Here is a 24,454-nt window from a genome sequence, read left to right as displayed (position 1 = left end):
AACCCGCACCGAAGGAGTCGAACGAGATGTCAGCGAACCCAGCACAGGCCGGTACCCAGTCGGGCAGCGACCCGCGCGAACTGCTCCGACGCGCCCTGGACCAGGCGGAGGCGCTGCTGCGGCACTCCTCGCCGCTCACCCCGGAACTGCTCGGGGCGCCGACGCCGTGTACCGAGTACGACCTCCGGACGCTGCTCGGCCACCTGGTCGGCGCCGCCCACCGGATCGCCTACGCCGGCGAGGGCGGCCGGATGGGCGACGTGGCCGCCGCGGTCGGCCAGGTCGCCGACGACGACTGGCCGGGCGCCGTGCGGCGGGCCCGGACCCGCTGCGTCGCGGCCTGGGCCGATGACGCGCGGCTGGAGCGGATGATCGAGGCGCCCTGGGGCACCGCGCCCGGCCGGGCGGTCCTCTCCGTCTACGTCCAGGAGATCGCCACCCACACCTGGGACGCGGCCCGGGTGCTCGACCCCAAGGGCGAGTTCGCACTCGACCCCGAGCTGGCGGAGTTCGCGCTGGCCACGGCCCAGCAGGTGCTGCCGGCCGACCGGCGCGGCGAGGGCGTCCCGTTCGACGCTGTGCAGCCGGTGCCCGAGGGCGCCGACGCCTACGCCCGGCTGGCCGGCTGGCTGGGCCGCAGGGTGATCGGCTGACCGTGCCCGGCCCCCCGGCCGGCACGGCTCACGGCCGCGCCGGGGGAGCGCCGGCCACCGCCTGGTCGTAGAGGGCGCGGGTGGCGGCGCCGAAGGTGGCGCTGTAGGAGACCGACGGGGTGTCGCCGCCGGTGTGCAGCCCGCCGACGACGCCGAACACACCTGTGCCGGACGGCGAGTGGGGCAGTGCGACGGTCATCGGGCCGCCGCTGGTGCCGTCGATGAAGTCCGCGCACGGGACGCGCGGATAGACGCCCGGGTCGGCGGGGTCGGTGCTCCGCCAGGGCGCGCTGTACGAGAGGCACTCGATCGGCTCGGGACGGCCGCCCGGATAGCCGATCATCCGGACCGGGGCGTGGACGTAGCCGGTGCCGGTGAGGAGGGTGTAGCCGGGGGTGCCGAGGGCCCGCTCCAGGCTGCGCCCCCGCTGGTCCGGGAGGGTGCGGACGAAGCCGAAGTCGTACTCGGCGCCCGCGTCCCGGCCGAGGGTGTAGTACCGCCGCGAGACGTAGACCCCGTCGGCCCGCACCGGGAAGACGCCGAACGGCTTGAGCCCGTCGTGGTACCGCGGAACGAAGGCGAGGGAGCGGGCGGGGGAGGGGCCGGCGAACCCCTCCAGGCAGTGCCCGGCGCTGAGTACCAGGTCGCCGCCGGGGCTGTGCACCACCGAGCCGCTGCAGGTGCGGCCGGAGCCGGAGGCGTCCGTCCAGAAGAAGGTGCCGACCTGCGGGACGCCGGTGAACGGGTGGCTGGGCGGGATGTACTCCCCGGGCAGTGGCCCGTCGTAGCCGGGGCCGCTGCCGGGCGCGGCGGACGCGGCAGTGGTGGAGGCGTGGCCGGGGGACTCCGGGGCAGTGCCGTCCGCCGGTCCCGCGGCGGCGAGCAGCCGGGCGGGGGTCCAGTAGGCGTCCAGCCGGGCGGCCGCGTTCTGGACGCCGGAGTGGGACGGGGATCGGGACGCGGTCGGGGAAGGAGAGGCGGACGAGGACGGGGGGCCGGCGGCCGAGGCGCTGTCGGCGGCCGAGCCGGCCGCGGAAAGCAGCAGCGCGGCGGCGGCGCACAGCGCCCCGGAGAGTCGAGGCTTCAGCACGCGTGACGTCCCTTCCTCGGGAACTCCTGGCGTTCGAGCGACAGTTGACGGTACATGAGCATACGGAGGAGACGCGGCGCCGGTCGGGCGGGAGTGGGTATCGGGGCTCCGGCGTCTGGTACTCAGCACCCGTCGCCTGGAGGGTCCTCGGCGGCGCGGGTCAGGCTCTCCTCCATACGGGCCAGCAGCCGTACCGCCCCGGCCTGCTCCTCCGGGGTCAGCCCGGCGGTGACGCCGCTCTCCAGCTCGGCCCAGATCCGCTCGACCTCCTCGCGCAGGGCGAGGCTGGCGGCGGTGGGCTCGACGATGGTGGCCCGCCTGTCGGTGGGGGACGGCCTGCGCCGGACGAAACCGGAGTTCTCCAGCCGGCGGACGGTCCTGGTCATGGTCGCCGCGTCCGAGCCGAGGAGGCGGACCAGGTCGGTCTGCCGCTGCGGGCCGCGATCCCAGAGCTCCATCATCACCAGCTCCTGGGAGGGGTGGAGTCCGACCCGGCGCAGCAGCTGCCCGGCCAGCATCCGGTGCAGCCGGGCGACCCGGAAGATCGCATGGCTGAGCGGGCCGGCCTGGGCGGAGGCGGGGAGGCGCCCGGCGGGGGCGTGGGCGCGGGAACGGCGGGGGCGTGGTCCCGGGTACGGCGGCGGGCCCTTCCGCCCGGTCGGCGGGGCCTTGGCCGTCCGCGTCCCCGGTCCGCCCGTTCCCGTTCCGCTTCCTCGACCCGGTCATCTGCTCTCGTCACCCCATCGGCTGCCCGAACAGGTATGAGGTTAACGCCCAGGTCAGCTCATTGCGCGCGGAGGGGCGCCCTCGGGGTCGCGGGGCGGCAGAGCGGCAGGGCCCCTCGCCCGACCCGGCGTTGTGAGGCAGGTCACAGTCGCCCGGGAATGCGCCCGGCGGATTTAGCTGTTCGAACAGGTAATGTCGCCGCGATCCTCCCGACAGACTGACGACGACCAGAAGCAGGGGCCACGACCATGACGACCGCTTTCGACTCCTACGACCTCGCCGGGAAGACCCTGGCCAACCGGATAGCGATGGCGCCGATGACCCGCAGCCGCGCCCACGGCCCGGGGAACAGCGCCACCGAGCTGATGGCCGCCTACTACGCGCAGCGGGCGAGCGCCGGGCTGATCATCACCGAGGGCACCCAACCTTCGGCGGTCGGCCAGGGCTACCCCGACACCCCCGGTGTCCACTCCGCCGAGCAGATCGCCGCCTGGCGCCGGGTCACCGACGCCGTCCACGCCGAGGGCGGGGTGATCTACCTCCAGCTGATGCACACCGGGCGGATCGGCCACCCGTCCCTGAGCGGGCGGACTCCGGTCGGGCCGTCCGCGGTGGCAGCCGCCGGGCAGGTGTACACCAAGGAGGGGCCCAAGGACTTCGTGACCCCGGAGGAGCTGAGCGATTCCGCGATCCGCGCGACCATCGCCGACTTCGCCGCCGCCGCCCGCAACGCGGTCGAGGCCGGCTTCGACGGCGTGGAACTGCACGGCGCCAACGGCTACCTGATCCATCAGTTCCTCGCTCCCAACACCAACCGGCGGACGGACGAGTGGGGCGGCTCCCCGGACCGGCGGATCCGCTTCGCGGTGGAGACCGCGAAGGCCGTCGCCGAGGCGATCGGCCCGGAGCGGGTCGGCTTCCGGATCTCCCCGGCCAACCCGTACAACGACATGGACGAGAGCGACCCGGCGGACCGCGAGGCCACCTACACCGCCCTGGTCGAGGCCCTCGCGCCGCTGGGTCTGGCCTACCTCCACCAGATGGAGGCGGCAGAGGTCCGCGACCTGGTCCAGCGGCTGCGCAAGGCCTGGCCCGGCGCCTTCGTCCTCAACCCCTTCACCGGCCAGGAGCCCACCGGCCCGGACGCGCTGAAGCTGATCGAGGACGGCACCGCCGACCTCATCGCGTACGGCGCGCTCTTCCTGGCCAATCCGGACCTGCCGGCCCGGCTCGCCCAGAACGGCCCCTTCAACAGCGCGGACCCGGCCACCTTCTTCGGCGGCGACCACCGCGGCTACACCGACTACCCGGCCCTCGGCTGACGCGGGCGGCCGCGGCGGGGCCGGGCCGGCCGGCGCCGCGGCGAGGCCGTCCGGCCCTCGACGGCGGGGCGGCGCGGGCGCACGCTGGAAGCAGCCTGCGAGGGGGTGAGGGCCAGGAAGCGACGACCTCGCGCGCAGGAGATGAGCTCCCGGCGAAGCGCCCCACCTCCGACCACGCCGCCCGCCGCCGGAACGGCGGTGTCGGCGGTCGCCCGCCTCGCAGGCCGTCCGTCAGGAGGCGGCGGCCTCCGCACCCCCGGAGGCCGCCGCCTCCGCCGTCTCCTCGACCCGGAGCGGGCGCGCCCCGGCGAAGGCGGCTCGCACCGCCCGCTCCAGGGCAGGCCCCACCGGCTCGCCCTGGTCGAAGCCGAGCAGTGCGGCCCCGACCACCGGGGGCGCGTCCGCGACCCGGAGGGTGAACTCCTCGGCCAGCAGCGGGTCGGCGGAGCGGACCGCCGAGAGCAGCCGCCCGGAGGGGTCGGTGAACAGCCCCCCGCCGAGGACCAGCGTCCAGCCCGGCGAGGCTGCGGCCGCCTCGCCGACCGAAGCCGCGGCCACGTCCTCCACCCGCTGCCGCGCGGTCCTTGCCAGCGTCGCGACCTCCTCGGCCAGGCCGCGCACGATCGCCGTCGCCGGCGGATCGCCGGCCTCCGCGTGCGCCAGGACGTCCGGCGCGAGGACGCCGAGCCGGTCCTCCCGCAGGGTGCCGTCCAGCAGCCGCTCCGCCACCTGCGCGACCTCGGGTACGCCGAGCCGGGCGCGGACCGCGTCCCGCAGCGAGGTGGCCGGGCCCCGGCCGTCCTCGGCGCGGGCGGCCACCCGGACCGCCTCCCTGGCCAGGAAGTCCCCGGCGCCGCTGAGGTCGCCGGTCTGCCAGCCGAGGGAGGGGAACTCGTAGCGGATGGCGCCGGACCGGGCCACGCATTTCAGCCCGGCGCCGCAGACCACGGCGACCGCGGGCGCCCCGGCCGGGGCGCCCAGCCGCAGCAGCGCCCAGGCGTCGTTGTCCACACTGACCGACCCGTACCCGCCGGTCGCGGCGATCGCGGAGTGCAGTGCCTCGATCTGGTGGGGGAGGTCGGCGCCGGCCAGCAGGCAGGAGGCGTGCGCCTCGGCGAGGTCCGCGGGGGCCGGATCCGCGGCGGCGAGACCCGGACGGGCCGCGGCCGCCGCTGCGGCGGTGAGCCGGGCGATCAGCTCGGCGGCCCGCCGCGGTCCGAGGGCGCAGCCGGGGCCGCGTACCCAGGAGAGCAGTGCGCCGCCGGGGGAGAGGAGTGCGAGGTCGGTCTTGGAGTTGCCGCCGTCCACCGCGATCACGGCTCGGGCGGGTCGTCCCGGCCGGCCCGGCATCAGCCGGCCCAGGGCAGGTACGCGCGGTTGGCGGCCAGCAGCAGGTCGGTCAGGCGGTCGGCGACCGCGTGCTGGCCGATCAGCGGGTGCGCCAGCAGGGCCCGGAAGACGCGGTCCCGGCCGCCGTGGACGGCGGCCTCCAGAGCCAGCCGCTCATAGCCGGTGACATGCGCGATGAGCCCGGCGAGCAGCGGTTCCACCGGCTCTGCGGCGAGCGGCACCACCTCCTCCCGGGTGACGGTGGCCGGCACCTCGATGACGGAGTCCTCGGGGAGGAAGGGGAGCGTCCGCCCGTTGCGGACGTTGAGGATGTGGGTCCGGCCGTCACCCGCGTGCAGTGAGGCCATCAGGTCCAGTGCGGCCTCGGAGTAGGAGGCGCCGCCGCGCCGGGAGAGCAGCTCGGGCTTGCCGGTCACCCGCTCGTCGGCGTACTGGGCGAGCAGTTCCCGCTCGATCTCCATCACCTCCTGGGCCCGGACGCCCTGCTCCTGCTGTGTCGCCACCACCTCGTCGTGGGCGTAGTAGTAGTGGAGGTAGTAGGAGGGGACGGTGCCGAGGCGCCGGACCAGCTGGGCGGGCAGGCCGGTGGCCGGCGCCACCCGGTCGGCCTCCTCGTCGAGCAGCCGGGGGAGGACGTCCTCGCCGTCCAGCAGCACCCGGCGCTCCCAGGTCAGATGGTTCAGGCCGACGTGGTCGAGGGCGATCCGGTCCGGCTCCACACCGAGGATCCCGGCGAAGTGCCGCTGGAACACGGCCGCGGCACTGCAGAGGCCGACCACCCGTTCATGGCCGGCCTGGAGGAGGGCGCGGGTCACGATACCGACCGGGTTGGTGAAGTCCACCACCCAGGCGGTGGGGTTGGCCGCGCGGACCTGCTTCACCACGTCCAGCATCACCGGGACCGTGCGCAGCGCCTTGGCCAGGCCCCCGGCCCCGGTGGTCTCCTGCCCCAGGCAGTCGCAGCGCAGCGGCAGCGTCTCGTCCTGCAACCGGGCCGGCTGGCCGCCGACCCGCAGCTGGACCAGGACGAACTCGGCGCCCTCGGCGGCCGGGGCGAGATCGGTGTGGGTGGTGACCGCGGCCGGATGGCCGCCCGCCGCGAGCATCCTGCGGGTCATCGCGGCCAGGAGGTCCAGCCGCTCGGTGCTGACGTCGTGCAGCGCGAGCTCGGTCACGCCGAGGCGCTCCGGCATCCGCACGAGTCCGTCGACGATCTCCGGGGTGTAGGTCGAACCCGCGCCGACGATGGTGAGCTTCATTGCCTGCCCTTCAGGGGTGGGGTCTTCGGCGGGCCGGCCAGGAGTGCGGGCCCGAGGGGCGACCGACCGCCACTGTCGGCCACGCCCTCCGGCACTGCGCCCTTCGACCGGATCCGCCGCCCGGAGGAAAACCATGTGGCATCGTTACCACAATGCGCCGCACGGTATGCGGCCCGCGGCGGGCTCGTCAAGGGGTCTGCGCTCGGGTTCCGCTCTTCTCACCAAGGCGGCCCGGTTCCCGCCACCATGGCCGGGTCACCTCTCCGAGAGGGGCCTCACCTGCGGATTCACCGGTGCGGTCGACCGAGGCCGAGGCCGTGAACGCGTGGCGGTTCGGTACGGGCCGGGCCCGAGCCCTTGTGAGCACCCCGGCCCCGGTGTATACGTACTGCCACTTGATGAACTAATCACGGAGCGCCGCTCGGCCGGCCGGAGTCCCGCAGGGGAGCCCCGGCGCGCTGAGGCCTCCCGGGCCGCTGTCCCACCGGACCGGCCACCCGCCACCGCGGACCCCGTCGCCACCGAGGGTCGGCTCAACGGGGTGCGCCCAGCCGCACCCCGGACGTCACCGCCGGTCCACCGGCGAACCCAAGGGGATGACTTGGTTTCGGTTCCTCAGCTGCGGCTGCGCCTTGCCCATGAACGGCTGATCCTCCAACTCGTACGAGCCGAGGGGCCGGTGACCCGCCCCGTGCTCGCCGAGCGCTGCGGGCTCTCCGTGCAGGCGGTGGGGGACATCATCCAGTCCCTCACCGACGACGACCTGATCGAGGCCGTCGAGCTGGACCGGCCGGCCAGGCCGGGCAAGCCGCCCACCGGCTTCCGGATCCGCCGGGACGGCGCCTGGGCCTTCGGCTTCGGCCTGGAGCGGGACGCGCTGACCGGCGTGCTGCTCGACCTGACCGGCGAGGTCCGCTGGAGTACGTCCACCGCGCTGCCGGTGGGGGAGGCCCCGGAGGTGACCCTGGCGCGGATCGGGGAGGAGGTCGCGGCGGTGCTGGTGGAACCGGAGTGGGCGGCCCAGCGGAACCGGACGGCCGGGATCGGGGTGGCCGCGCCCGGCCCGCTGCGGATGCCCGAGGGCACCGTGGTGTCCCCGCCGAACTTCCCCGGCTGGGACCGGGTGAACATCCCGCAGGCCCTGGCGTCCACGGTGGATCTGCCGGTGCTGGTGGACAACAGCGCCAGCGCCGCCGCCCTCGGGGTGCAGTGGCGGCGGCGCCGGCACCGCGCCTCGTTCGTCTACTGCTACTGGGGGATGGGGATCGGCGGCGGGCTCGTCCTCAAGGACGCGCTGTACGGCGGGACCACCGGGAACGCCGTCGAGATCGGCCATGTCGTGGTCGAACCCGGCGGCCGGCTCTGCCACTGCGGGGCCAGGGGCTGCCTGGAGGCGGAGGCCTCGGTGCAGGCGGTCCTCGACGCGGCCCGGGAGTGGGGCCGCTACGAAACCCTGGCGGAGGTGATGGCGGACCGCCTCCGCTCCGAACCCGTCGCCGCCGTCGTCGACCGGGCCGCCGCACTGCTCGGCAATGCGCTGGTCTCGGTGGTGAACCTGTTCGACGTGGACGAGGTCGTGATGGGCGGCCACCACTTCGCGGCGGTGGCGCCGGTCTTCCTGCCGGCGCTCCGGGACGCGGTCGGCCGCCGGGTACTGCGGCGGCATATCACCGCCACCAGGGTGACCGTCTCGGACCTGGGAGAGGAGGCGAACGCGATCGGTGCGGCCACCCTGGTCTTCCACCGGTCACTGCCGGCCACGGAACGCCGGTACGAGCAGCAGCGCAAGCAGCGCCAGGCCGTCTACAGCTGAACCACACCAACCAAGGAGTGCCCGATGCAGCGCCACCAGGACAACCCAGCCGCGCACGGCGGCCGCACCGACCAGGACGGCCCGGCCGCCCGCCCGGACCTCGGCACCGCCGGCAGATCCGGCGCCCTCTCCCGCCGCCGCCTGCTGCGGATGGGCGCCGCCGCGGGCGGGTTCACCGCCGCCGTCCCGCTGCTCGGCGCCTGTGCCGAGTTCACGTCGAGCAGCAGTGGCAGCGGCGGCAGCGGCTCCTCCGGCAGCGGGACGCTGGTCGCCTGGACCTACTTCGACCAGGCGAAACTGGCGGCCGGGCGGTTCATGAAGAGCAACCCCGACATCAAGATCGACATGCAGGTGTTCCCCGGCGACAACTACGAGACCAAGCTCCAGCTGGTGCTGGGGGCGAACCAGAACCCGCCGGACCTGTTCGACATGGACGCCGACTACCTCGGCAAGTACATCGACGACTTCCCCGAGGACCTCACCTCCTACGGCGCGGAGAACCTGGTCAAGGACTATGTGCCGTATGTGTCGGCACTGGGCCGGGACAGCCGGGGCCGGCTGCGCGGGGTCACCGACAACTCCTCCCCGGCCGGCTTCCTCTACCGGCGCAGCCTGGCGAAGAAGTACCTCGGCATAGACACCCCGGAACAGCTCAGCGCCCAGCTCACCCAGTGGTCCGACGTCGTCACCCTCGGCCGCGAGGTGAAGAAGGCCGGCGGCGGCAAGGTCCACCTGATCGCGGACTACGCGATCATCGTGCAGGACGCCCGGCACCAGATGGACCCCTGGGTGACCGACAAGAAGTTCACCGTCGACCCGCGCTGGAACCAGATCCTGGACATCGCCAGGACCGTCTACGACGAGGGGCTGGACGCCAAGCTGGAGGCGTTCTCGGCGCCTTGGGGGGCCGCCTGGAACAACGCCTCCGTGGTGATGTTCGGCTGGCCGTCCTGGGCCGCGTCCTCGAACATCGACCCGCACGCCACCGGAGACGACTGGGGTCTCGCGAAGGGCCCGTCGCCCGAGTACGAGGGCGGCCGCTACACGTTCGTGTACAAGAACTCGCCGCGCAAGAAGCTCGCCTACAAGTACCTGGAGTTCCTGGCCGGGGCGGAATGGCAGAACTACAACCTGCAGCAGACCCAGAACATGCCGGGGCTCAAGTCGGTGTTCGAGCAGAACCGCTCCACGTACAAGCCCGCGCTCTTCGGTGGCCAGCCGATCCTGGACGTCTACGAGCCCATCGCGCTGGCGATTCCGCCCCGCCCGGCGAATCCGGACTCGGAATCGGTGGAGGCGCTGTTCAACACGGCGGTGAGCGACGGGATGCGGGCCGGACGGACGAACGCGCAGATCTTCGACAGTCTGAAGGCGGCGGTGCGGAGCCAGCTTCCCGACGTCAAGTTCTGATCGCTTCCAGGGCAACGGAGGGCACAGGATGTCCCAGTTGGAAAGCCGACCCGGCGGAGTCGCCGGCGCGCCGGCCGGTACGGCCACGCCGCCCGGTACGGCCGCCGCGCGCCGGCCGTCGCATGCGTCCCGGCGGGATTCCCCGCCGAAAAGGGTGAGTTACCTCGGAGGAAGCCGAAAGGTCGGGTACTACTTCGTACTGCCGTTCTTCGTCGGTTTCCTGGTCTGGTACCTCTATCCGATCCTGCAGTCGCTCTATCTGAGCGCCTCGCAGTGGAACGGTGTGGGGTCGCCGAGATTCGTCGGCCTCGGAAACTACACCCGGCTGCTGCACGACCCGTTCTTCTACGGGGCGATCAGGAACACCTTCGTCATCTGGCTGATCTCGATCGTCCCCCAGCTGTTCCTCTCGCTGGGGCTCGCGCTGGTGCTGAACGAGAAGTTCGTCCGCGGAAAGCAGTTCTTCCGGGCGGTCTTCTTCTTCCCCAACATCGTGACCCCGGTCAGCATCGGGGTACTGGTCAGCCTTCTCTTCAACTGGCAGACCGGGACGATCAACCGGGTACTGGTCTCACTGGGGATCGTGCAGCACCCGATCAACTGGCTGGGGCATCCGCTGCTGGCGCAGATACTGGTCGGCGGAGTGATGTGCTGGCAGTGGTTCGGCTACAACATGCTGCTCTACATGGCCGGACTGCAGTCCGTGCCGCACGAGCTGATCGACGCGGCACAGGTGGACGGGGCCTCGGCCTGGCAGATCGCCCTGCGGGTCAAACTCCCGATGATCCGGCCGGTGCTGGTGTTCACCGTGATCACCTCGGTGATCGGCGGCATGCAGATCTTCGCGGTGCCCTTCTCCCTCGGCGTCGGCTCGGGACCGGACAACTCCCTGCAGACCCTGGTCACCTACCTGTACAAGCAGGCGTTCACCAACAACCAGTACGGCTACGGTGCGGCGATCGCGGTGGCGACCTTCGTCATCATCGCCGTCCTCTCCGCCGTCTCCTTCCGGTTGACCCGCGATCGGGAGGCGACGGCGGCATGAGGACCCAGGACGGAAGGAAGGCCGCACGATGACGACCACCTCGCTGCCGAGCGCGCGACGGCCGGAGCAGCACCGGCCCGGGGACGACTGGCCCCGGGAGCGCCGGGCGAGGCGCCTGGTCTCGCGCTTCCTCGTCTATCTGCTGCTGCTGGTGGTGGCCGTGGGCTGCCTGATCCCGTTCTACGGGATGCTGGTCGACGCCACCCACAGCAGCCTCTTCATCGCCTCGAAGTTCACCCTGGTCCCGGGCGGTGACCTGGCCTCCAACTACCACCGGTTGATGTCCTTCATCAACATCTGGCAGGGCTTCGCCCACAGCGTCATCGTCGCCGTCCTGACCACGGCCCTGACGCTGTACTTCTCCGCGCTGGGCGGCTACGCGTTCTCGCGGCACCGGTTCCGCGGCCAGAACATCCTCTTCGGGGTGGTGGTGGCCTCGATGATGGTGCCGGGTGAGCTGGAGATCGTGGGGATGTTCAAGCTCACGATGTCGCTCCACCTCCTCAACACCTACTGGCCGCTGATCCTGCCGGCGATGGCCAACGCCTTCGGCATCTTCTTCATGAAGCAGATGTGCGACACCCTGATCCCGGTGGAGATCCTCGCGGCCGCCCGGGTGGACGGGGCGCGGGAGTTGACCATCTTCCACCGGATCGTGCTGCCGATGCTCGGCCCGGGGGTGGCCACCCTGGGGGTGTTCGTCTTCATCAGCGCGTGGAACAGCTTCCTGCTGCCGCTGATCCTGATCTTCGACGACTCCAAGCAGACGCTCCCGGTGATGGTGGAGCTGACGCAGGGGCAGTTCAACACCGACTACGGCGCCCAGTACGTGGGGGTGATGATCTCCATCGTGCCGATCCTCGCGGTCTTCGCGGTGGCCTCAAAGAAGATCATCAGCGGCGTGTCCTTCGGAGGGCTGAAGGGATGAGCCCGGCACCGCTTCCGACGCCCGCGGTGGTCCCCAGGCCGGAGTCGCTGACGGTCCGGCCCGGGCACTTCGCCCTGACCCCGGAGACCGGCGTCCGCGCCCCGGCCGAGGCGGCCGACGCCGCCGGACTCGCCCGCGAGCTGCTGGGCGTCTCCGGCAGCGGCGACCAGCTGCGGCTGCGGCTGGTCGACGAGCCGGCGCTCGGCGCCGAGGGCTATCGGCTGAAGGTCACCGAGGACGGGGTGGAGGCCCACGCGGCCGCCCCGGCAGGTCTGCGCTGGGCGGTGCAGACGCTGCGCCAACTCGCCGCCGGAGAAGGGCGGCTGCCCTGCGTGGAGGTGCTCGACCGGCCCCGGTTCGGCTGGCGCGGCTCGCTCCTCGACGTGGCCCGCTGGTGCCATCCGCTGCCCTTCCTCTACCGGTACGTGGACCTGCTGGCGCTGCACAAGCTGAACACCCTCCATCTCCATCTCACCGACGACCAGGGCTGGCGGTTCGAGGTGCGGAAGTACCCGCTGCTGACCGAGGTCGGCGGCTTCCGCGCCGGTTCGAGCCTCGGCCACGCCGACCAGGGGCGTACCGACGACGTCCCGCACGGCGGCTTCTACACCCAGGAGGAGCTGCGCGACCTGGTGCGGTACGCGGGACGGCGGGGGGTGCGGGTGATGCCGGAGATCGACGCGCCCGGCCATATGCAGGCCGCCGTCGCCTCGTACCCGTGGCTGGGCAACCGGCCGGACCGGCGGCTGCCGGTGCGGCGTGCCTGGGGCGTCTCCCGCCATGTCCTCAACGTCTCGGACGCGGCGGTGGACTTCGTCTGCGACGTGCTGGACGAGCTGACGGACGTCTTCCCCTTCGAGTACGTTCACATCGGCGGGGACGAGGTGCCCACCGACGAGTGGGAGGCCAGCGCGGACGCCCGGCGGCGGATCGCGGCCGAGGGGCTGGGCGGGGCCGGGGAGCTGGTCGGCTGGTGGGCCTCCCGGCTGGCCGGCCATCTGGCCGCGCGCGGCCGCCGCGCCGCCGTCTGGGACGAGCTGCTGGAGCGGGGCGTCCCGGCGGGCGCCGCCGTCTTCGCCTGGCAGGGCCTGCCCCGCGTCGACGCGGGGCTGCGGGCCGGGCACGACGTGGTGGCCGCGCCGTACGAGCACCTGTACCTGGACTGGGCGGAGGGCGAGGGCCCCGAGGAGCCCCTCGCCATCCTCAGCTCCCTCCCGCTGGAGAGGGTCTACGCCTATCGCCCGCCGGAGACCGTCCTCGGCGTCCAGGGCCATCTCTGGAGCGAGTACCTGCCCACGCCGGAGCTGGTGGAGTGGCGGGCCTTCCCCAGGCTGGCGGCGGTGGCCGAGGTCGGCTGGTCCGGCGCCGAGCGCGACCACCCGGACTTCCGCCGCCGGCTCAGCGCCCATCTGCCGCTGCTCGACCGGCTCGGCGTCCACTACCGCCCGCCGGACCCGCCGACCGCCTGACGCCGGATCAGGTGAGCCGTTCGGCGAGCACCCGGCCCCGGCTGCGCTGCACCGAAGCGGCCTGCGACGCGGCGAACCGCAGCAGTCCGAACGGTGCGCGCAGCCGCAGGGTGTCCGTCAGCAGGCAGCCGGGCCCTCCGGACGGCTCGTCGGCCACCTCGAAGCGGTACTCCATCCGCACGCCGGCCGGGCTGCGGACCTCTCCGGAGACGGCGTCGCCCGCGGCGGAGACCCGGAGGCTGACCTCGATCGCGTTGTCGTGCCGCAGCACGCCGAGGAGGCGGAAGCGCTCGACCGCGGTGTAGCGCACCAGCCCGTCCTCCTCCGCCCGCACCTCCCGGACCGCCACCACCAGCGGTGAGAGCCCCACGTAGTTGGCGGGCTCCGCCAGGTGGGCGACGACCCGCGCGCGCCCGGCGGCCAGTCGGTAGGCGCAGGACAGCTCCCTGAACGGCATCGGCGACTCCTTCGCAAGGGCGCGGACGTTCTCCGCGGCCCACAAGGTATGAGAAGGTCCCGGTGCGCGCCCAGGGGGCATGTCACCTCCCGTGGGCGACGTCTCCTGGGGAGTGAGGCCCGCCGCCGGGCGTGCCACTCTGGCCTGGGCGTCGGAACGGTCCCGGACCGCGGGACCGGGGCAGGGGGGCCGGGAACCGATGGACGAGCGGGTGGCCGGGGACGGGTACCGCTGGAACCGGCGGCGGATGCGGAGCAACAACGAGTGGCTGCTGCTGGAGCGGTTGCGGGCGGCCGGCCCGCTGTCCCGGGCCCAGCTCGCCCGGGACAGTGGGCTGTCCAAGCCCACCGTCTCCGCGGCGCTGGCCGCGCTGGCGCGGGCCGGTCTTGTCCGCGAGGCCGGGACGCTGGTTCCGGACCGGGGCCGCAGCGCGGTGCTGTACGAGCCGGATCCGGCGGCCGGGCATGTGCTGGGCCTCGACATCGGCCGGGGCCGGCTGCGGGCCGCCGTGGCGGATCTGTCCGGGGCGGTGATCGCCCGGGTCGACCGCCCCAACCAGGGCCGCAGTGCCGCCTCGGTGGCCGACGCGGTGGTGGACGCGGCACAGCTGGCCCTCGCCGAGGCGGGTGTCGGCCCGGCCGAGGTGGTGCACGCGGCGGCCGGCACGCCGGGGGTCTTCGACCCGGGCGCGGGGCGCGTCCGGTACGCGGTCAACCTCCCCGGCTGGGGCCGCCCGGGGCTCTTCGAGCGGATGCGGCGGCGACTGGGCCTCGATCTGTCGGTGCACAACGACGCCAACCTGGCGGCGCTGGGGGAGTACGCCTTCGGCGCGGGCGCGGGCAGCCGGCTCTTCGTGTACGTGCTGGTCGGCACCGGGCTGGGGATGGGGGTGGTGGCCGAGGGGAGGCTGTTCGCCGGGGCGCACGGCGCGGCCGGCGAGATCGGGTACCTGCCGTACCGCCCCCCGGCGGCGGGCCGGCCGCCCGAGGGCGGTACGGCGCCGCGTCGCGGGCTGCTGGAGGACGCCGTCTCGGCCGACGCGGTGGTCCGGACGGCCCGCGCGGCCGGCATGACGGGATCGCTGACCGCGAAGAAGGTCTTCGAGGCGGCCCGGGCCGGCGATCCGGCGGCGCTGCTCGCGGTGCGTCAGGAGGCGGAGCGGCTGGCCGTGGTGGTGGCCTCGGTCTCCGCGGTGCTCGACCCGGACCTGGTGGTGCTCGGCGGCGGTGTCGCGCACAGCGCGGACCTGCTGCTGGGTCCCGTACGCGAGACGCTGCCCCGGCTGACGCCGCTGCGGCCGAGGGTGGCGCCGAGCGCGCTGGGGGACGGGGCGGTGCTGCTCGGGGCGATCGCGACGGCGCTCGGGACGGCCCGGCCGCTGGTCTTCGAGCGGCGAACGGCGGTGCTGTGAAAGCGCGTTGCGGATACGTTATTGATCCTTTGGCCGCGGTGGTTGCCTGGCCGACGGCCCTAGTTTAGCTTCCTAACTTAATCGGCCCGGGCTTTCTCCCAGAGGAGCTGAGTGTGCCCACACCGGTGGTGCTCGCCCTCGATTTCGGGGGGACGAAGACGGCACTGGCGGTCGCCGAGGCGGACGGTGTCCGGCTCGGCGCGCTGACCGTGGAGACCCGCGCGGAGGAGGGCGCGGCGGCCAGCCTGTCCCGCGCGGTGGAGGCCGCCCGTACCCTCCTCGCGGACGCCGCTCCCGGTCGCGAACTGGCCGCGGTGGGCGTCGCCACCCTCGGCATCCCCGGCGAGAACGGCGTCGCGCTGGCCCCCAACATCCCCGGCTGGGGCGGGATCGCGCTCGGCCGGGAGCTGCGCCGGGCCTTCCCCGGAGCGCGGCTCGCGCTGGCCACGGACGTCAAGGCGGCCGCACAGGTGGAGGCCGACACCGGGGCACTGGCCGGCTGCGATCCCGGTATCTACGTCAACCTCGGCACCGGGCTCGCCATCGCCCTGGTGGTCGGCGGCAGTGTGGTCGCCGGCCGCAACGGCGCCTCCGGCGAGATCGGCTACAACCTGCGCCGGCTGGCGGACGTCGGCCGCCGCCCCGGGGAGCGGGTGCCGCTGGAGGAGGCGGTGAGCGGTGGGGCGCTGATGCTCAGCGCCGGCCGCCATCTCCCGCCGGCCGCCGGGCCCGCCGAGCTCTTCGCCGGCGCCCGCGAGCACCCGGGACTCGCCAGGCTGCTCGCCGACTTCCTCGACGAGCTCGCCTTCCACCTGGTCAACCTCGCCATCGCGGTCGATCCGGCGCGGATCGCCGTCGGCGGCGGCATGGTCCGCGCCTGGGACCTGCTGCACGACAGGCTGCGTCTGGCGCTGGACGCGGCCGTGCCCTACCCGCCCCCGCTCGTGCCCGCCGCCTACCCGTTCGACGCGCCACTGCTCGGCGCGCTGGCACTGGCCCGCGGCCTGCTCCGCACCCGCACACCCGTATCCGGCTCCGAGCCAGGAGGCCGGTCATGAAGGGACCGTCGGCAATGAGGCGCACCAGACTGATCGCCGTGGGGCTGGCCGTGGGCCTCGCCCTCACGGCCTGCTCCTCCACCCAGCACCGGGGAGGCTCCGGAGCGAGCTCCGGTGCGAGCGGCGCCGCCGGGACCGGCGGGCCGCACAAGAAGGGCGGCACGGTGACCATCGCCAACGTCGCCGGGCAGACCTGGACCTGCCAGTTCAACCCGTTCAACCCGGCCGTCTACAACACCTCGCTCGGCTTCGTCTACGAACCGCTGGTCTTCGTCGACGAGCTGAACAACCAGGCCGAGACGCCGATGCTGGCCACCGGCTACCACTGGAACGCGGACAAGACCCAGATCACCTTCGCCGTCCGCCAGGGCGTGAAGTGGAACGACGGGCAGCCGTTCACCGCCGCCGATGTGGCCTTCACCTTCAACCTGATGAAGCGGGTGCCCTCGACCGACCTCTACTCGCTGTGGACCGCGGCCGGCCTGCGCAGCGCCACCGCCTCGGGAGACCAGGTGGTGCTGACCTTCAAACAGCCCGCCGGCCAGTACTTCTACTACTTCGCCGACCAGGTCGGCATCGTCCCGCAGCATGTCTTCGGCAGTGGCGCGGCCGCCGCCCACCCGGACACCTGGGCCGACCCGAACCCCGTCGGCACCGGGCCGTTCAAGGTGAACCCCTGCCACTCCAACAACATCCAGTACACCGCCAACCCCTACTACTGGCAGGCCGGCAAGCCGTACGTGCAGAAGGTGGAGTACCCGGCCTACCTGGACAACGGGCCGGCCAACCTGGACCTGGCCAACGGGAAGGCCCAGTGGGGAAGCCAGTTCATTCCCGGCATCAAGTCCTTCTACCTGGCCAAGTCCCAGGACAACCACACCTGGTCGCCGCCGGTGCTGAACGTCTCGCTCTTCCCCAACCTCGACCCCTCGCACAAGGCCACCAGCACCCTGGCGGTGCGCCAGGCCATCGCGGCGGCGCTGGACCGGGCCCGGGTCGCGCAGATCGGCGAGGACGGCCAGGAGCCGGGCGGCAACCAGTCCGGCGTGGTCACCCCGACCTTCCAGAAGTTCTACGACGCCGCCGCGGTGAGCGCCGCCGGCTACGACAGGCCGAACCCCGGCAAGGCCGCCCAGCTCCTGGCGGGCGCCGGCTACTCGCCCTCGCACCCGCTGAGCCTCACCGTCATCACGATCACCGGCTACACCGACTGGGACGCCTCGCTGGCCGTCATCAAGCAGCAGCTGAAGGCGGTCGGGATCAACCTCACCGTGCAGGACCTGGCCCAGCAGACCTTCGACAGCAAGCTCTACAACGGCGACTTCGACCTGGCCTACTACGGCGAGCCGACCGGCGGGCCCACCCCGTACTACGAGCTGCGCGAGATGCTGGACTCGTCCAACACCGCGCCGCTGGGCAAGGCGGCGAACGGCAACTACGAGCGCTACCGCAACCCCGCGGTGGACGCGCTCTTCAACCAGTACTCGACGGCGAACGACGCCCAGCAGGTGCGGATCGTCAAGCAGGTCGAGGGCTACATGATCAAGGACGTGCCGCTGATCCCGGTGACCGAGGCGGTCGACTGGTTCCAGTACAACACCGCGGACCTGGCCGGCTGGCCGACCCCGGACGACCCGTACGCCCAGCCGGCCGCCTACGCCTTCCCGGACACCGGCCAGGTGCTCACCCACCTCTACTCCAGGTCGGCGCAGTAGAGGGGCGGTTCGGAGAATCTTGGACGAAGGGAGGGGGATCGGGTGAAGTTCCTGCTGCGGCGTCTCGGCTTCTTCCTGCTGACCCTGTGGGCCGCGCTGACGCTGAACTTCTTCATCCCGCGGTTCATGCCGGGAAGCCCGGTCACCGCGCTCCACGACCGCACCCGCGGAAAGGTCTCGCCCGCGGTGCTGGAGCAGATGCTCGCCTCGTTCGGCTTCAAGCCGCACGAGAACGTCGGGATCCAGTACCTGAACTACCTGGGCGACATGCTCAGCGGGCACTGGGGCCGCTCGATCGGGCAGAACCTGGGCGAGCCGGTGACCTCCATCGTCGGCCAGGCCCTCCCGTGGACGCTGGGCCTGGTCGGGCTGACCACCGTGCTGGCCTTCGTCCTCGGCACGCTGATCGGGATCGTGGCCGGCTGGCGGCGCGGCGGCCGGCTGGACGCGGTGCTGCCGCCGGTCTTCGTGGTCACCTCGGCGCTGCCGTACTTCTGGGTGGCGCTGCTGCTGATCCTGGTCTTCTCGGTGAGCACCGGCGGGCTGCTGCCCAGCGACTTCAACTACGACAACGACATCGTCCCCGGCTTCTCGCCGGGATTCGTCGGCAGCGTGCTGCAGCACGCGATCCTGCCCGCCGCCACCCTGCTGATCACCTCCATCGGCGGCTGGATCCTGACCATGCGGAACAACATGATCACCACGCTGGCCGAGGACTATGTGCGGATGGGCCGCGCCAAGGGGCTCTCCAACCGCCGCATCATGTACGGCTACGCGGCCCGCAACGCGGTGCTGCCCAACCTCTCCGGCTTCGCCATGTCGCTCGGGTTCGTCATCTCCGGCGCCATCCTGATCGAGTACGTCTTCAACTACCCCGGGGTCGGCTACCTGCTGTACAACGCCGTGCAGAACGTCGACTACCCCCTGATGCAGGTGCTGTTCATGCTCTTCACGGTGGCCGTCCTGGTCGCCGTGCTGGTCTGCGACCTGGCGACGCTGTGGCTCGATCCGCGCGCCCGGGCCAAGGGGTGAGGCGCCGATGGCCACCACGCTGATCACCGGGGAGGGCGCCGCCGCGGCGGGCGGGCCGCGGGCCGACCGCCGCGCCGGCAGCGGGTTCTGGCGGGCCCTCAGGGGCAACCGCAAGGCGATGACGGGGGCGGTGATCCTCTTCCTCTTCACCGTCGTGGCGCTCTTCCCGCAGCTGTTCACCAGCGTCCGGCACCCCGACGAACTGAGCTTCCCGCCCAAGCTGGGGCCGTCCACCGCCCATCTCCTCGGCACCACGGGACTCGGTCAGGACATCTACTCCCAGCTCGTCTACGGCACCCGGCAGTCGCTGGAGATCGCGGTGATCGCCGGCTTCTTCGCCACCGTCCTCTCGGTGCTGATCGGGGTCTCCGCCGCCTACCTGGGCGGCGTCTCCGACGACCTGCTCTCCATGCTGACCAACGTGGTCCTGGTGATCCCGGCCTTCCCGCTGGTCATCATCCTGGCCAAGTACGCGGGCAAGGGCTCGCTCACCGTCCTCCTCGCCGTCCTGATCGTCACCGGCTGGTCCTACGGCGCCAACCAGCTGCGGGCGCAGGCGCTCTCCCTGCGCAACCGCGAGTTCCTGGAGTCCGCGCGGGTCCGCGGGGAGCGCCGGTCGTACATCGTGGTCTTCGAGATGCTGCCGACGATGACCTCGCTGATCGTCGCCAACTTCCTCGGCGCGGCGCTGTACTCGGTGCTCAGCGCCGCCGGGCTGCAGTTCCTGGGCCTGGGCGACCCCAACTCGGCCAGCTGGGGCACCATGCTCTACTGGGCGCAGAACCAGCAGGCCCTGCAGACCGGGATGCCGCTGTGGTCGCTCGCGCCGGGGCTGTGCGTGGCGCTGCTCGGGGCCTCCTTCGCGCTGATCAACTACGCCTTCGACGAGATCGGCAATCCGGCCCTGCGGCCGGTCCCGGGAGCGGGCCGGCGGGGGCGCGGAAGGGAGCGGCGACGTGGCCGGCGAAACGGCTAGGGACGAGTCCGTGCTGCTCCGGGTCGAGGGCCTGAGCGTGGAGTACGCCTCCGCGCGCGGCCCGGTGGAGGCCGTCAGCGATGTCGGACTGACCGTCCGCCGGGGCGAGTTCGTGGGGCTGGTCGGCGAGTCCGGCTGCGGCAAGTCGACGCTGCTGTTCGCGGTCGCCCGGCTGCTGAGCCCGCCCGCGCGGACCGTCGCCGGCCGCGTCCTCTTCCACGGCCGGAACCTGGCGGCGATGACCGAGAAGCAGCTCAACGTGCTGCGCTGGCGGGACTACTCGGTGGTGATGCAGAGCGCGATGAACGCCCTCAACCCGGTGCGCTCGATCGCCGCCCAGTTCAAGGACGCGATGGAGGCCCATGCCTCGGTCACCGACCAGGAGGTGCGCCAACGCTCCGTCGAGGTGCTCCGGCTGGTCGGCATCGACCCGGTCCATCTCCGCAGCTACCCCCACCAGTTGTCGGGCGGGATGCGGCAGCGGGCGATGATCGCGATGGCCCTCCTCTTCACCCCCGACCTGGTCATCATGGACGAGCCCACCTCGGCCCTGGACGTGGTCGCCCAGCGCTCGCTGATGGTGCAGATCAAGGAGCTCCAGCGGATGCTGGGCTTCGCCGTCCTCTTCGTCACCCACGACATGTCGCTGGTCAGCCACTTCTCCGACCAACTGCTGGTGATGTATGCGGGGCAGGTGGTGGAGGCGGGCCCCACCCGCACCGTCTTCGAGGCGCCCGCCCATCCGTACACCAGCGGGCTGATGGACGCCTTCCCCTCCATCCACGGGCCGCGGGTGGAGCTCACCGGTATCCCCGGCAGCCCGCCCGACCTGGCCCGGCCGCCTTCCGGCTGCCGGTTCCACCCGCGCTGCCCGGTCGCCGAGGAGCAGTGCCGGGAACGCGAACCCGACCTCTACCGGGTAGGCCCGTCCCGGTCCCGCTGCCTCCTCCGCGAGCCGGGGCGGCTGGCCCCGCCGAGGAGGGCCGCCGCCGAGTCGGCGCCCGCGTCCGCACCGACACCACCGCCCCCACCCCCGCACCGCAGGAGGCCGCATGATGCCTGACGCCCCGCGGACCCGTTCCGCCGGACCGGCGGCTGGGGAGGCCCCGGCAGCGGGGCCGGACTCCGCGCCGCTGCTGGAGACCCGGGGCCTCAGCCGGCACTTCAAGGTCGGCGCCGGCTACTCCCGCAGCACGCTGCACGCCGTGGACGACGTCGACCTGGTGATCGGCCGCGCGGAGATCGTCGCCCTGGTGGGGGAGAGCGGCAGCGGCAAGTCGACCATCGCCCGGCTGCTCGCCCAGGTCTACCGGCCGACCAGCGGCGAGATCCGCTACCAGGGCCGCTCGTTGGCCGGCCTGCGCGGGCGCCGCGCGCAACTGCGGTACCGCGGCGACGTGCCGATGGTCTTCCAGGACCCCTTCAGCTCGCTCAACCCGGTCTACCGGGTGTCCCACGGGATCCTCCGCGGTCTGCGGCTGCACCGGCCGGAACTCTCCCGCGCCGAACGGCAGGCCGAGGCGGAGCGGGTGGTCGCCGCGGTCGGCCTGACCCCCGCCGGCGAGGTACTCGGCCGCTACCCGTACGAGCTGTCCGGCGGCCAGCGGCAGCGGATCGGCTTCGCCCAGGCCCTCGCCTACCGCCCGACGCTGATCCTCGCCGACGAGCCGGTCTCCATGCTGGACGTGTCCATCCGGATCGGCCTCCTCAACGTGATGGCCCGGCTGCGCGCCGCCGAGGGCGTCTCCTTCCTGTACATCACCCACGACATCGCCAGCGCCCGGTACGTCTCGGATCGGCTGCTGGTGATGTACGGCGGGCACATCGTGGAGTCGGGCCCCACCGAGGCGGTGCTCGCCGAGCCGCGGCACCCGTACACTCGGCTGCTGCTCTCCGCGGTGCCGGACCCGCGAGCCCCGCTGGACGTCGGCACCGCTGCCGCCCAGGCCGAGCCGGCCGCGGTGATCGACCCGGCACCGGGCTGCCGCTTCCGCGCCCGCTGCCCGCTGGCCGTCGACGCATGCGACCGGGTCACTCCGCGGCTGCGCGAGCTGGGCCCGGCGCACTCCGCCGCCTGCCACGTCGCCGAGGCGGACTGAGTCGGCGGCGGGGAGGGGCAGCGTCGTTCGGAAAGCCCGGGTGGGCCGACCCAGGGTTGCCGGCCGAGGTGGGCCGACCCCGGATTACCAACCCAGGTTTGCCAGCCAGGTTGCCAACCCAGGTTTGCCAACCCAGGTTTGCCAAGTCAGCTTGTTAAGCCTAGCCTGGCAAATATGAGCGTTTCCGAACGGCCCCCGTCCCCGCGCCCGCGCCCGCGCCCGCGCCCGAACGACGGACCCGCGCCGGACGTCCGACGCGCGACCGCCAACCGGCTGCGCATCGCCGTCGGCGCCTTCAAGCGCCGTCTGCAGGACACCTCGACCGGCGGCGAGCTGAGCAATCCGCAGCTCACCGCCCTCTCCCGGCTCGACCGTCTGGGGCCGATGACGACCGCCGCGCTGGCCAGACGCGAGCAGATCAGTCCGCAGGCGATGGGGACGACCGTCGCCGGACTGGAGCGGCTGGGCCTGGTCGCCCGCAGCGCCGACCCCTCGGACGCCCGCCGCTCGATCCTCAGCCTGACCCCCGAGGGCCGGGCGGCCGTCCACTCCGGGCGGAACGCCGTGGTCGACCGGGTCACCGCGGTCCTCCAGGACTCCTTCACCGACTCGGAGGTCGAACTCCTCTCCGCCGCGGCACCGCTGATCGAGCGGATCGCGGAACAGCTCTGACACCGCACCCGACCGCCTTCCCCGTACCTCTGGATCTGGAGCCGTCATGCCAGCCTCGCCCAGGGCGCACGCCTCCGCCGCCACGGGCCGGGACGCCGCCGTCCCACCGGAGCGCGCCTTCTCCTGGCGGTTCACCACGCCGCTGTTCATCGGCTCGGCCCTCAACCCGGTCAACAGCTCGCTGATCGCGACCGCGCTGCTGCCGATCGCCCACGGCATCGGGGTGCCGATCGGCCAGACCGCGGCCCTGGTCACCGCGCTCTACCTGGCCAGCGCCATCGCCCAGCCGACCGCGGGCAAGGCCGCCGAGGTCCTCGGAGCCCGCCGGGTCTTCCTGGCCGGGATCGTCCTGGTCGGCGTCGGCGGAGTGCTCGGCGGACTGGCCCAGGACCTGGTCACCCTGCTGCTCGGCCGGGTCCTGATCGGCCTCGGCACCTCCTGCGCCTATCCCACCGCGATGCTGCTGATCCGGCGCCGGGCCGCGGACGCCGGACTCGAGAAGCCGCCCGGCGGAGTGCTGGGCGGCCTGCAGATCTCCGGCATCGCCACCGCCTCCCTCGGCCTGCCGATCGGCGGGGTGCTGGTCGGCGCGCTCGGCTGGCGCTCGGTGCTCTTCGTCAACGTCCCGGTGGCGCTGATCGCGTTCGCCGCGACGCTGCTCTGGGTCTCCCCGGACGGGCCGCTGCAACGGCCACTGCGCGGGCGCGAGCTGGCCTCCCGGCTCGATGCCGGCGGCATCGCCGGATTCGCCCTCGCGATGATCGCACTGCTCCTCTTCCTGTTCCTGCTGCCCAGCGTCCACTGGTACCTGCTGGCCGTCTCCGCGGCACTGTGGACCGCCCTGGTCTGCTGGGAGCTGCGCGCCCGCAGCCCCTTCCTGGACGTCCGGATGCTCGCCGCCGACCGGGCGCTGTCCCGGACCTACCTGCGCTTCGGCCTGGCGCTGCTGTGCCAGTACGTGGTGCTGTACGGCATCACCCAGTGGGTGGAGGGGGTGCGGGGCCTCACCGAGACGCAGTCCGGACTGCTGCTGCTCCCGATGACCCTGGTCTCCGGACTGGTGATCGCACCCGTCTCGCGGCGCAACCTGGTCCGCGGCCCGGTGGTCGCCGCGGCGGTCGCCTGCCTGGTCGGCTCGGCCGGGGTGCTCCTCCTGAGCGCGTCCGCCTGGATCGGCTGGGTCGTGGTGATCACCCTGTTCTTCGGCCTCGTCGTGGGCTTCGCCGCGGCGGGGAACCAGACCGCCCTGTACGCCCAGGCGCCGGCCGAGCAACTCGGCACCGCCTCGGGGCTGCTGCGCACCTTCGGCTACGTCGGCTCGATCGCCTCCTCGGCCGTCACCGGCCTGGTCTTCCACTCCAGCGTGAGCGACGGCGGAGTCCACCTGATCGCCTGGATCATGGTCGGGATCAGCCTCGTCCTCCTCCTGGTCTCCGTCCTGGACCGCACCCTGCCGACCCGCACCGACGCCGGCGACTGAGTCCGACGCCCCGTCCCCGTCAGGGGCGGTGGCCGCGTGCCGCCTCCTCAGGGCCAGGTACGGGAGCAGAGCACCAGGCGGTAGCCGTCCGGGTCGGCGATGGTGACCCCATGCTCGTCCCAGTACGGGTTGTGCGCGGGGACGCGGCGGCCGCCGGCCGCGATCAGGCGCTCGATCACGGCCTCGTCGACCGGCCGACCCAGGTAGACCACGAACAGGTCGTCCACCGTGGGCCTCGGGTCGAGGGGCCGCTCCGGGTCGCGGGTGAGCTCGAAGTGCCAGGCGCCGTCCCTGGGGCCGACCATCAGCAGGTCGTGCCGGCCGGGGACGTGCTCGGTGGTCCGCCACAAAACGTCCAGGCCGAGGCCGGTGACATAGAACCGCTCGGCGGCGGCGAGGTCGCGGGAGGGGCGGGCCACCCGCACCCGGGTGGCCGCCCCGATCGGGGTCTCGTCAGTCATCCCCCGAGCCTACGGCCCGCCGAGCCCG

General features: G+C 72.9%; 22 protein-coding genes. 16 read left to right on the top strand and 6 right to left on the bottom strand.

Annotation, left to right across the window (positions count from 1 at the left end; genetic code table 11):
• Window positions 1-26 precede the first annotated feature (26 nt).
• Entirely contained in the window at window positions 27-653 is a 627-nt protein-coding gene (locus BS73_RS06050; RefSeq protein ID WP_051939549.1) for a TIGR03086 family metal-binding protein, read from the top strand.
• A gap of 28 nt (window positions 654-681) precedes the next feature.
• On the opposite strand, the gene BS73_RS06045 is transcribed toward BS73_RS06050, so the two are convergent.
• Together BS73_RS06045 and BS73_RS06040 are read right to left on the bottom strand one after the other, a co-directional pair.
• Entirely contained in the window at window positions 682-1,743 is a 1,062-nt protein-coding gene (locus BS73_RS06045; RefSeq protein WP_051939547.1) for a trypsin-like serine peptidase, read from the bottom strand.
• Window positions 1,744-1,865: 122 nt separating this feature from the next.
• Window positions 1,866-2,288: a MarR family winged helix-turn-helix transcriptional regulator gene (locus BS73_RS06040; protein WP_051939544.1), complete on the bottom strand. Its 423-nt coding sequence runs from the start codon at window positions 2,286-2,288 to the stop codon at window positions 1,866-1,868.
• A 429-nt stretch (window positions 2,289-2,717) separates the two neighbouring features.
• On the opposite strand from BS73_RS06040, the gene BS73_RS06035 reads away from it, so the two are divergent.
• Complete coding sequence (locus BS73_RS06035; RefSeq protein ID WP_037570263.1) at window positions 2,718-3,791, top strand: alkene reductase; 1,074 nt, start codon at window positions 2,718-2,720, stop codon at window positions 3,789-3,791.
• Window positions 3,792-4,022: 231 nt separating this feature from the next.
• Here the strand turns inward: BS73_RS06035 and BS73_RS06030 are convergent, their stop codons facing one another.
• On the bottom strand, window positions 4,023-5,108 hold the full coding sequence (locus BS73_RS06030; RefSeq protein ID WP_051939542.1) for a BadF/BadG/BcrA/BcrD ATPase family protein: 1,086 nt from the start codon (window positions 5,106-5,108) through the stop codon (window positions 4,023-4,025).
• A gap of 32 nt (window positions 5,109-5,140) precedes the next feature.
• Complete coding sequence (locus tag BS73_RS06025) at window positions 5,141-6,400, bottom strand: 6-phospho-beta-glucosidase (protein WP_037570260.1); 1,260 nt, start codon at window positions 6,398-6,400, stop codon at window positions 5,141-5,143.
• Window positions 6,401-7,001: 601 nt separating this feature from the next.
• On the opposite strand from BS73_RS06025, the gene BS73_RS35905 reads away from it, so the two are divergent.
• The 5 genes from BS73_RS35905 to BS73_RS06000 all read left to right on the top strand — a co-directional run bounded on the left by BS73_RS35905 (window position 7,002) and on the right by BS73_RS06000 (window position 13,065).
• Window positions 7,002-8,213, top strand: coding sequence for an ROK family transcriptional regulator (locus BS73_RS35905; RefSeq protein WP_161789649.1), 1,212 nt, complete (start codon window positions 7,002-7,004; stop codon window positions 8,211-8,213).
• A 24-nt stretch (window positions 8,214-8,237) separates the two neighbouring features.
• On the top strand, window positions 8,238-9,623 hold the full coding sequence (locus BS73_RS06015; protein ID WP_037570255.1) for an ABC transporter substrate-binding protein: 1,386 nt from the start codon (window positions 8,238-8,240) through the stop codon (window positions 9,621-9,623).
• Window positions 9,624-9,777: 154 nt separating this feature from the next.
• The gene (locus BS73_RS06010; protein WP_037570254.1) at window positions 9,778-10,668 is read left to right on the top strand and encodes a carbohydrate ABC transporter permease; all 891 of its coding nucleotides are present in this window, start codon (window positions 9,778-9,780) and stop codon (window positions 10,666-10,668) included.
• 28 nt (window positions 10,669-10,696) lie between these two features.
• Window positions 10,697-11,596, top strand: coding sequence for a carbohydrate ABC transporter permease (locus BS73_RS06005; RefSeq protein ID WP_084703833.1), 900 nt, complete (start codon window positions 10,697-10,699; stop codon window positions 11,594-11,596).
• Window positions 11,593-13,065: a beta-N-acetylhexosaminidase gene (locus BS73_RS06000; RefSeq protein ID WP_037570252.1), complete on the top strand. Its 1,473-nt coding sequence runs from the start codon at window positions 11,593-11,595 to the stop codon at window positions 13,063-13,065. The genes BS73_RS06005 and BS73_RS06000 overlap by 4 nt, the downstream gene beginning before the upstream one ends.
• Before the next feature lie 7 nt (window positions 13,066-13,072).
• Here the strand turns inward: BS73_RS06000 and BS73_RS05995 are convergent, their stop codons facing one another.
• Window positions 13,073-13,522 (bottom strand): hypothetical protein, encoded by a 450-nt coding sequence (locus tag BS73_RS05995; protein WP_037570250.1) that lies wholly within the window; start codon window positions 13,520-13,522, stop codon window positions 13,073-13,075.
• 199 nt (window positions 13,523-13,721) lie between these two features.
• Here BS73_RS05995 and BS73_RS05990 point away from each other — a divergent pair, with 199 nt between their 5' ends.
• The 9 genes from BS73_RS05990 (at window position 13,722) to BS73_RS05950 (ending at window position 23,965) form a co-directional block, all read left to right on the top strand.
• On the top strand, window positions 13,722-14,933 hold the full coding sequence (locus BS73_RS05990) for an ROK family protein (RefSeq protein ID WP_037570248.1): 1,212 nt from the start codon (window positions 13,722-13,724) through the stop codon (window positions 14,931-14,933).
• Between the two features lie 113 nt (window positions 14,934-15,046).
• Window positions 15,047-15,991: an ROK family protein gene (locus tag BS73_RS05985; protein WP_051939538.1), complete on the top strand. Its 945-nt coding sequence runs from the start codon at window positions 15,047-15,049 to the stop codon at window positions 15,989-15,991.
• A 14-nt stretch (window positions 15,992-16,005) separates the two neighbouring features.
• The gene (locus BS73_RS05980) at window positions 16,006-17,706 is read left to right on the top strand and encodes an ABC transporter substrate-binding protein (RefSeq protein ID WP_037570247.1); all 1,701 of its coding nucleotides are present in this window, start codon (window positions 16,006-16,008) and stop codon (window positions 17,704-17,706) included.
• A gap of 42 nt (window positions 17,707-17,748) precedes the next feature.
• Window positions 17,749-18,738, top strand: a complete 990-nt coding sequence (locus BS73_RS05975; protein ID WP_037570246.1) for an ABC transporter permease — start codon at window positions 17,749-17,751, stop codon at window positions 18,736-18,738.
• A gap of 7 nt (window positions 18,739-18,745) precedes the next feature.
• Entirely contained in the window at window positions 18,746-19,714 is a 969-nt protein-coding gene (locus BS73_RS05970) for an ABC transporter permease (protein ID WP_051939536.1), read from the top strand.
• Window positions 19,695-20,777 carry an ABC transporter ATP-binding protein gene (locus tag BS73_RS05965; protein ID WP_063836924.1) on the top strand — a complete coding sequence of 361 codons (1,083 nt, stop codon included), beginning with the start codon at window positions 19,695-19,697 and terminating at the stop codon, window positions 20,775-20,777. The genes BS73_RS05970 and BS73_RS05965 overlap by 20 nt, the downstream gene beginning before the upstream one ends.
• On the top strand, window positions 20,770-21,813 hold the full coding sequence (locus BS73_RS05960) for an ABC transporter ATP-binding protein (protein WP_084703832.1): 1,044 nt from the start codon (window positions 20,770-20,772) through the stop codon (window positions 21,811-21,813). Before BS73_RS05965 ends, BS73_RS05960 begins: the two co-directional genes overlap by 8 nt.
• Before the next feature lie 174 nt (window positions 21,814-21,987).
• Window positions 21,988-22,485: a MarR family winged helix-turn-helix transcriptional regulator gene (locus BS73_RS05955; RefSeq protein ID WP_084703831.1), complete on the top strand. Its 498-nt coding sequence runs from the start codon at window positions 21,988-21,990 to the stop codon at window positions 22,483-22,485.
• Between the two features lie 46 nt (window positions 22,486-22,531).
• Entirely contained in the window at window positions 22,532-23,965 is a 1,434-nt protein-coding gene (locus BS73_RS05950) for an MFS transporter (protein WP_037570245.1), read from the top strand.
• Window positions 23,966-24,012: 47 nt separating this feature from the next.
• Here the strand turns inward: BS73_RS05950 and BS73_RS05945 are convergent, their stop codons facing one another.
• Window positions 24,013-24,426 carry a VOC family protein gene (locus BS73_RS05945; RefSeq protein WP_051939533.1) on the bottom strand — a complete coding sequence of 138 codons (414 nt, stop codon included), beginning with the start codon at window positions 24,424-24,426 and terminating at the stop codon, window positions 24,013-24,015.
• Window positions 24,427-24,454: the final 28 nt, after the last annotated feature.

The sequence above is a fragment of the Phaeacidiphilus oryzae TH49 genome, assembly GCF_000744815.1.
GTDB lineage: Bacteria > Actinomycetota > Actinomycetes > Streptomycetales > Streptomycetaceae > Phaeacidiphilus > Phaeacidiphilus oryzae.
The sequence above is the reverse complement of the archived record's forward strand: the minus strand, read 5'-3'. Positions and strand labels throughout refer to the sequence as shown.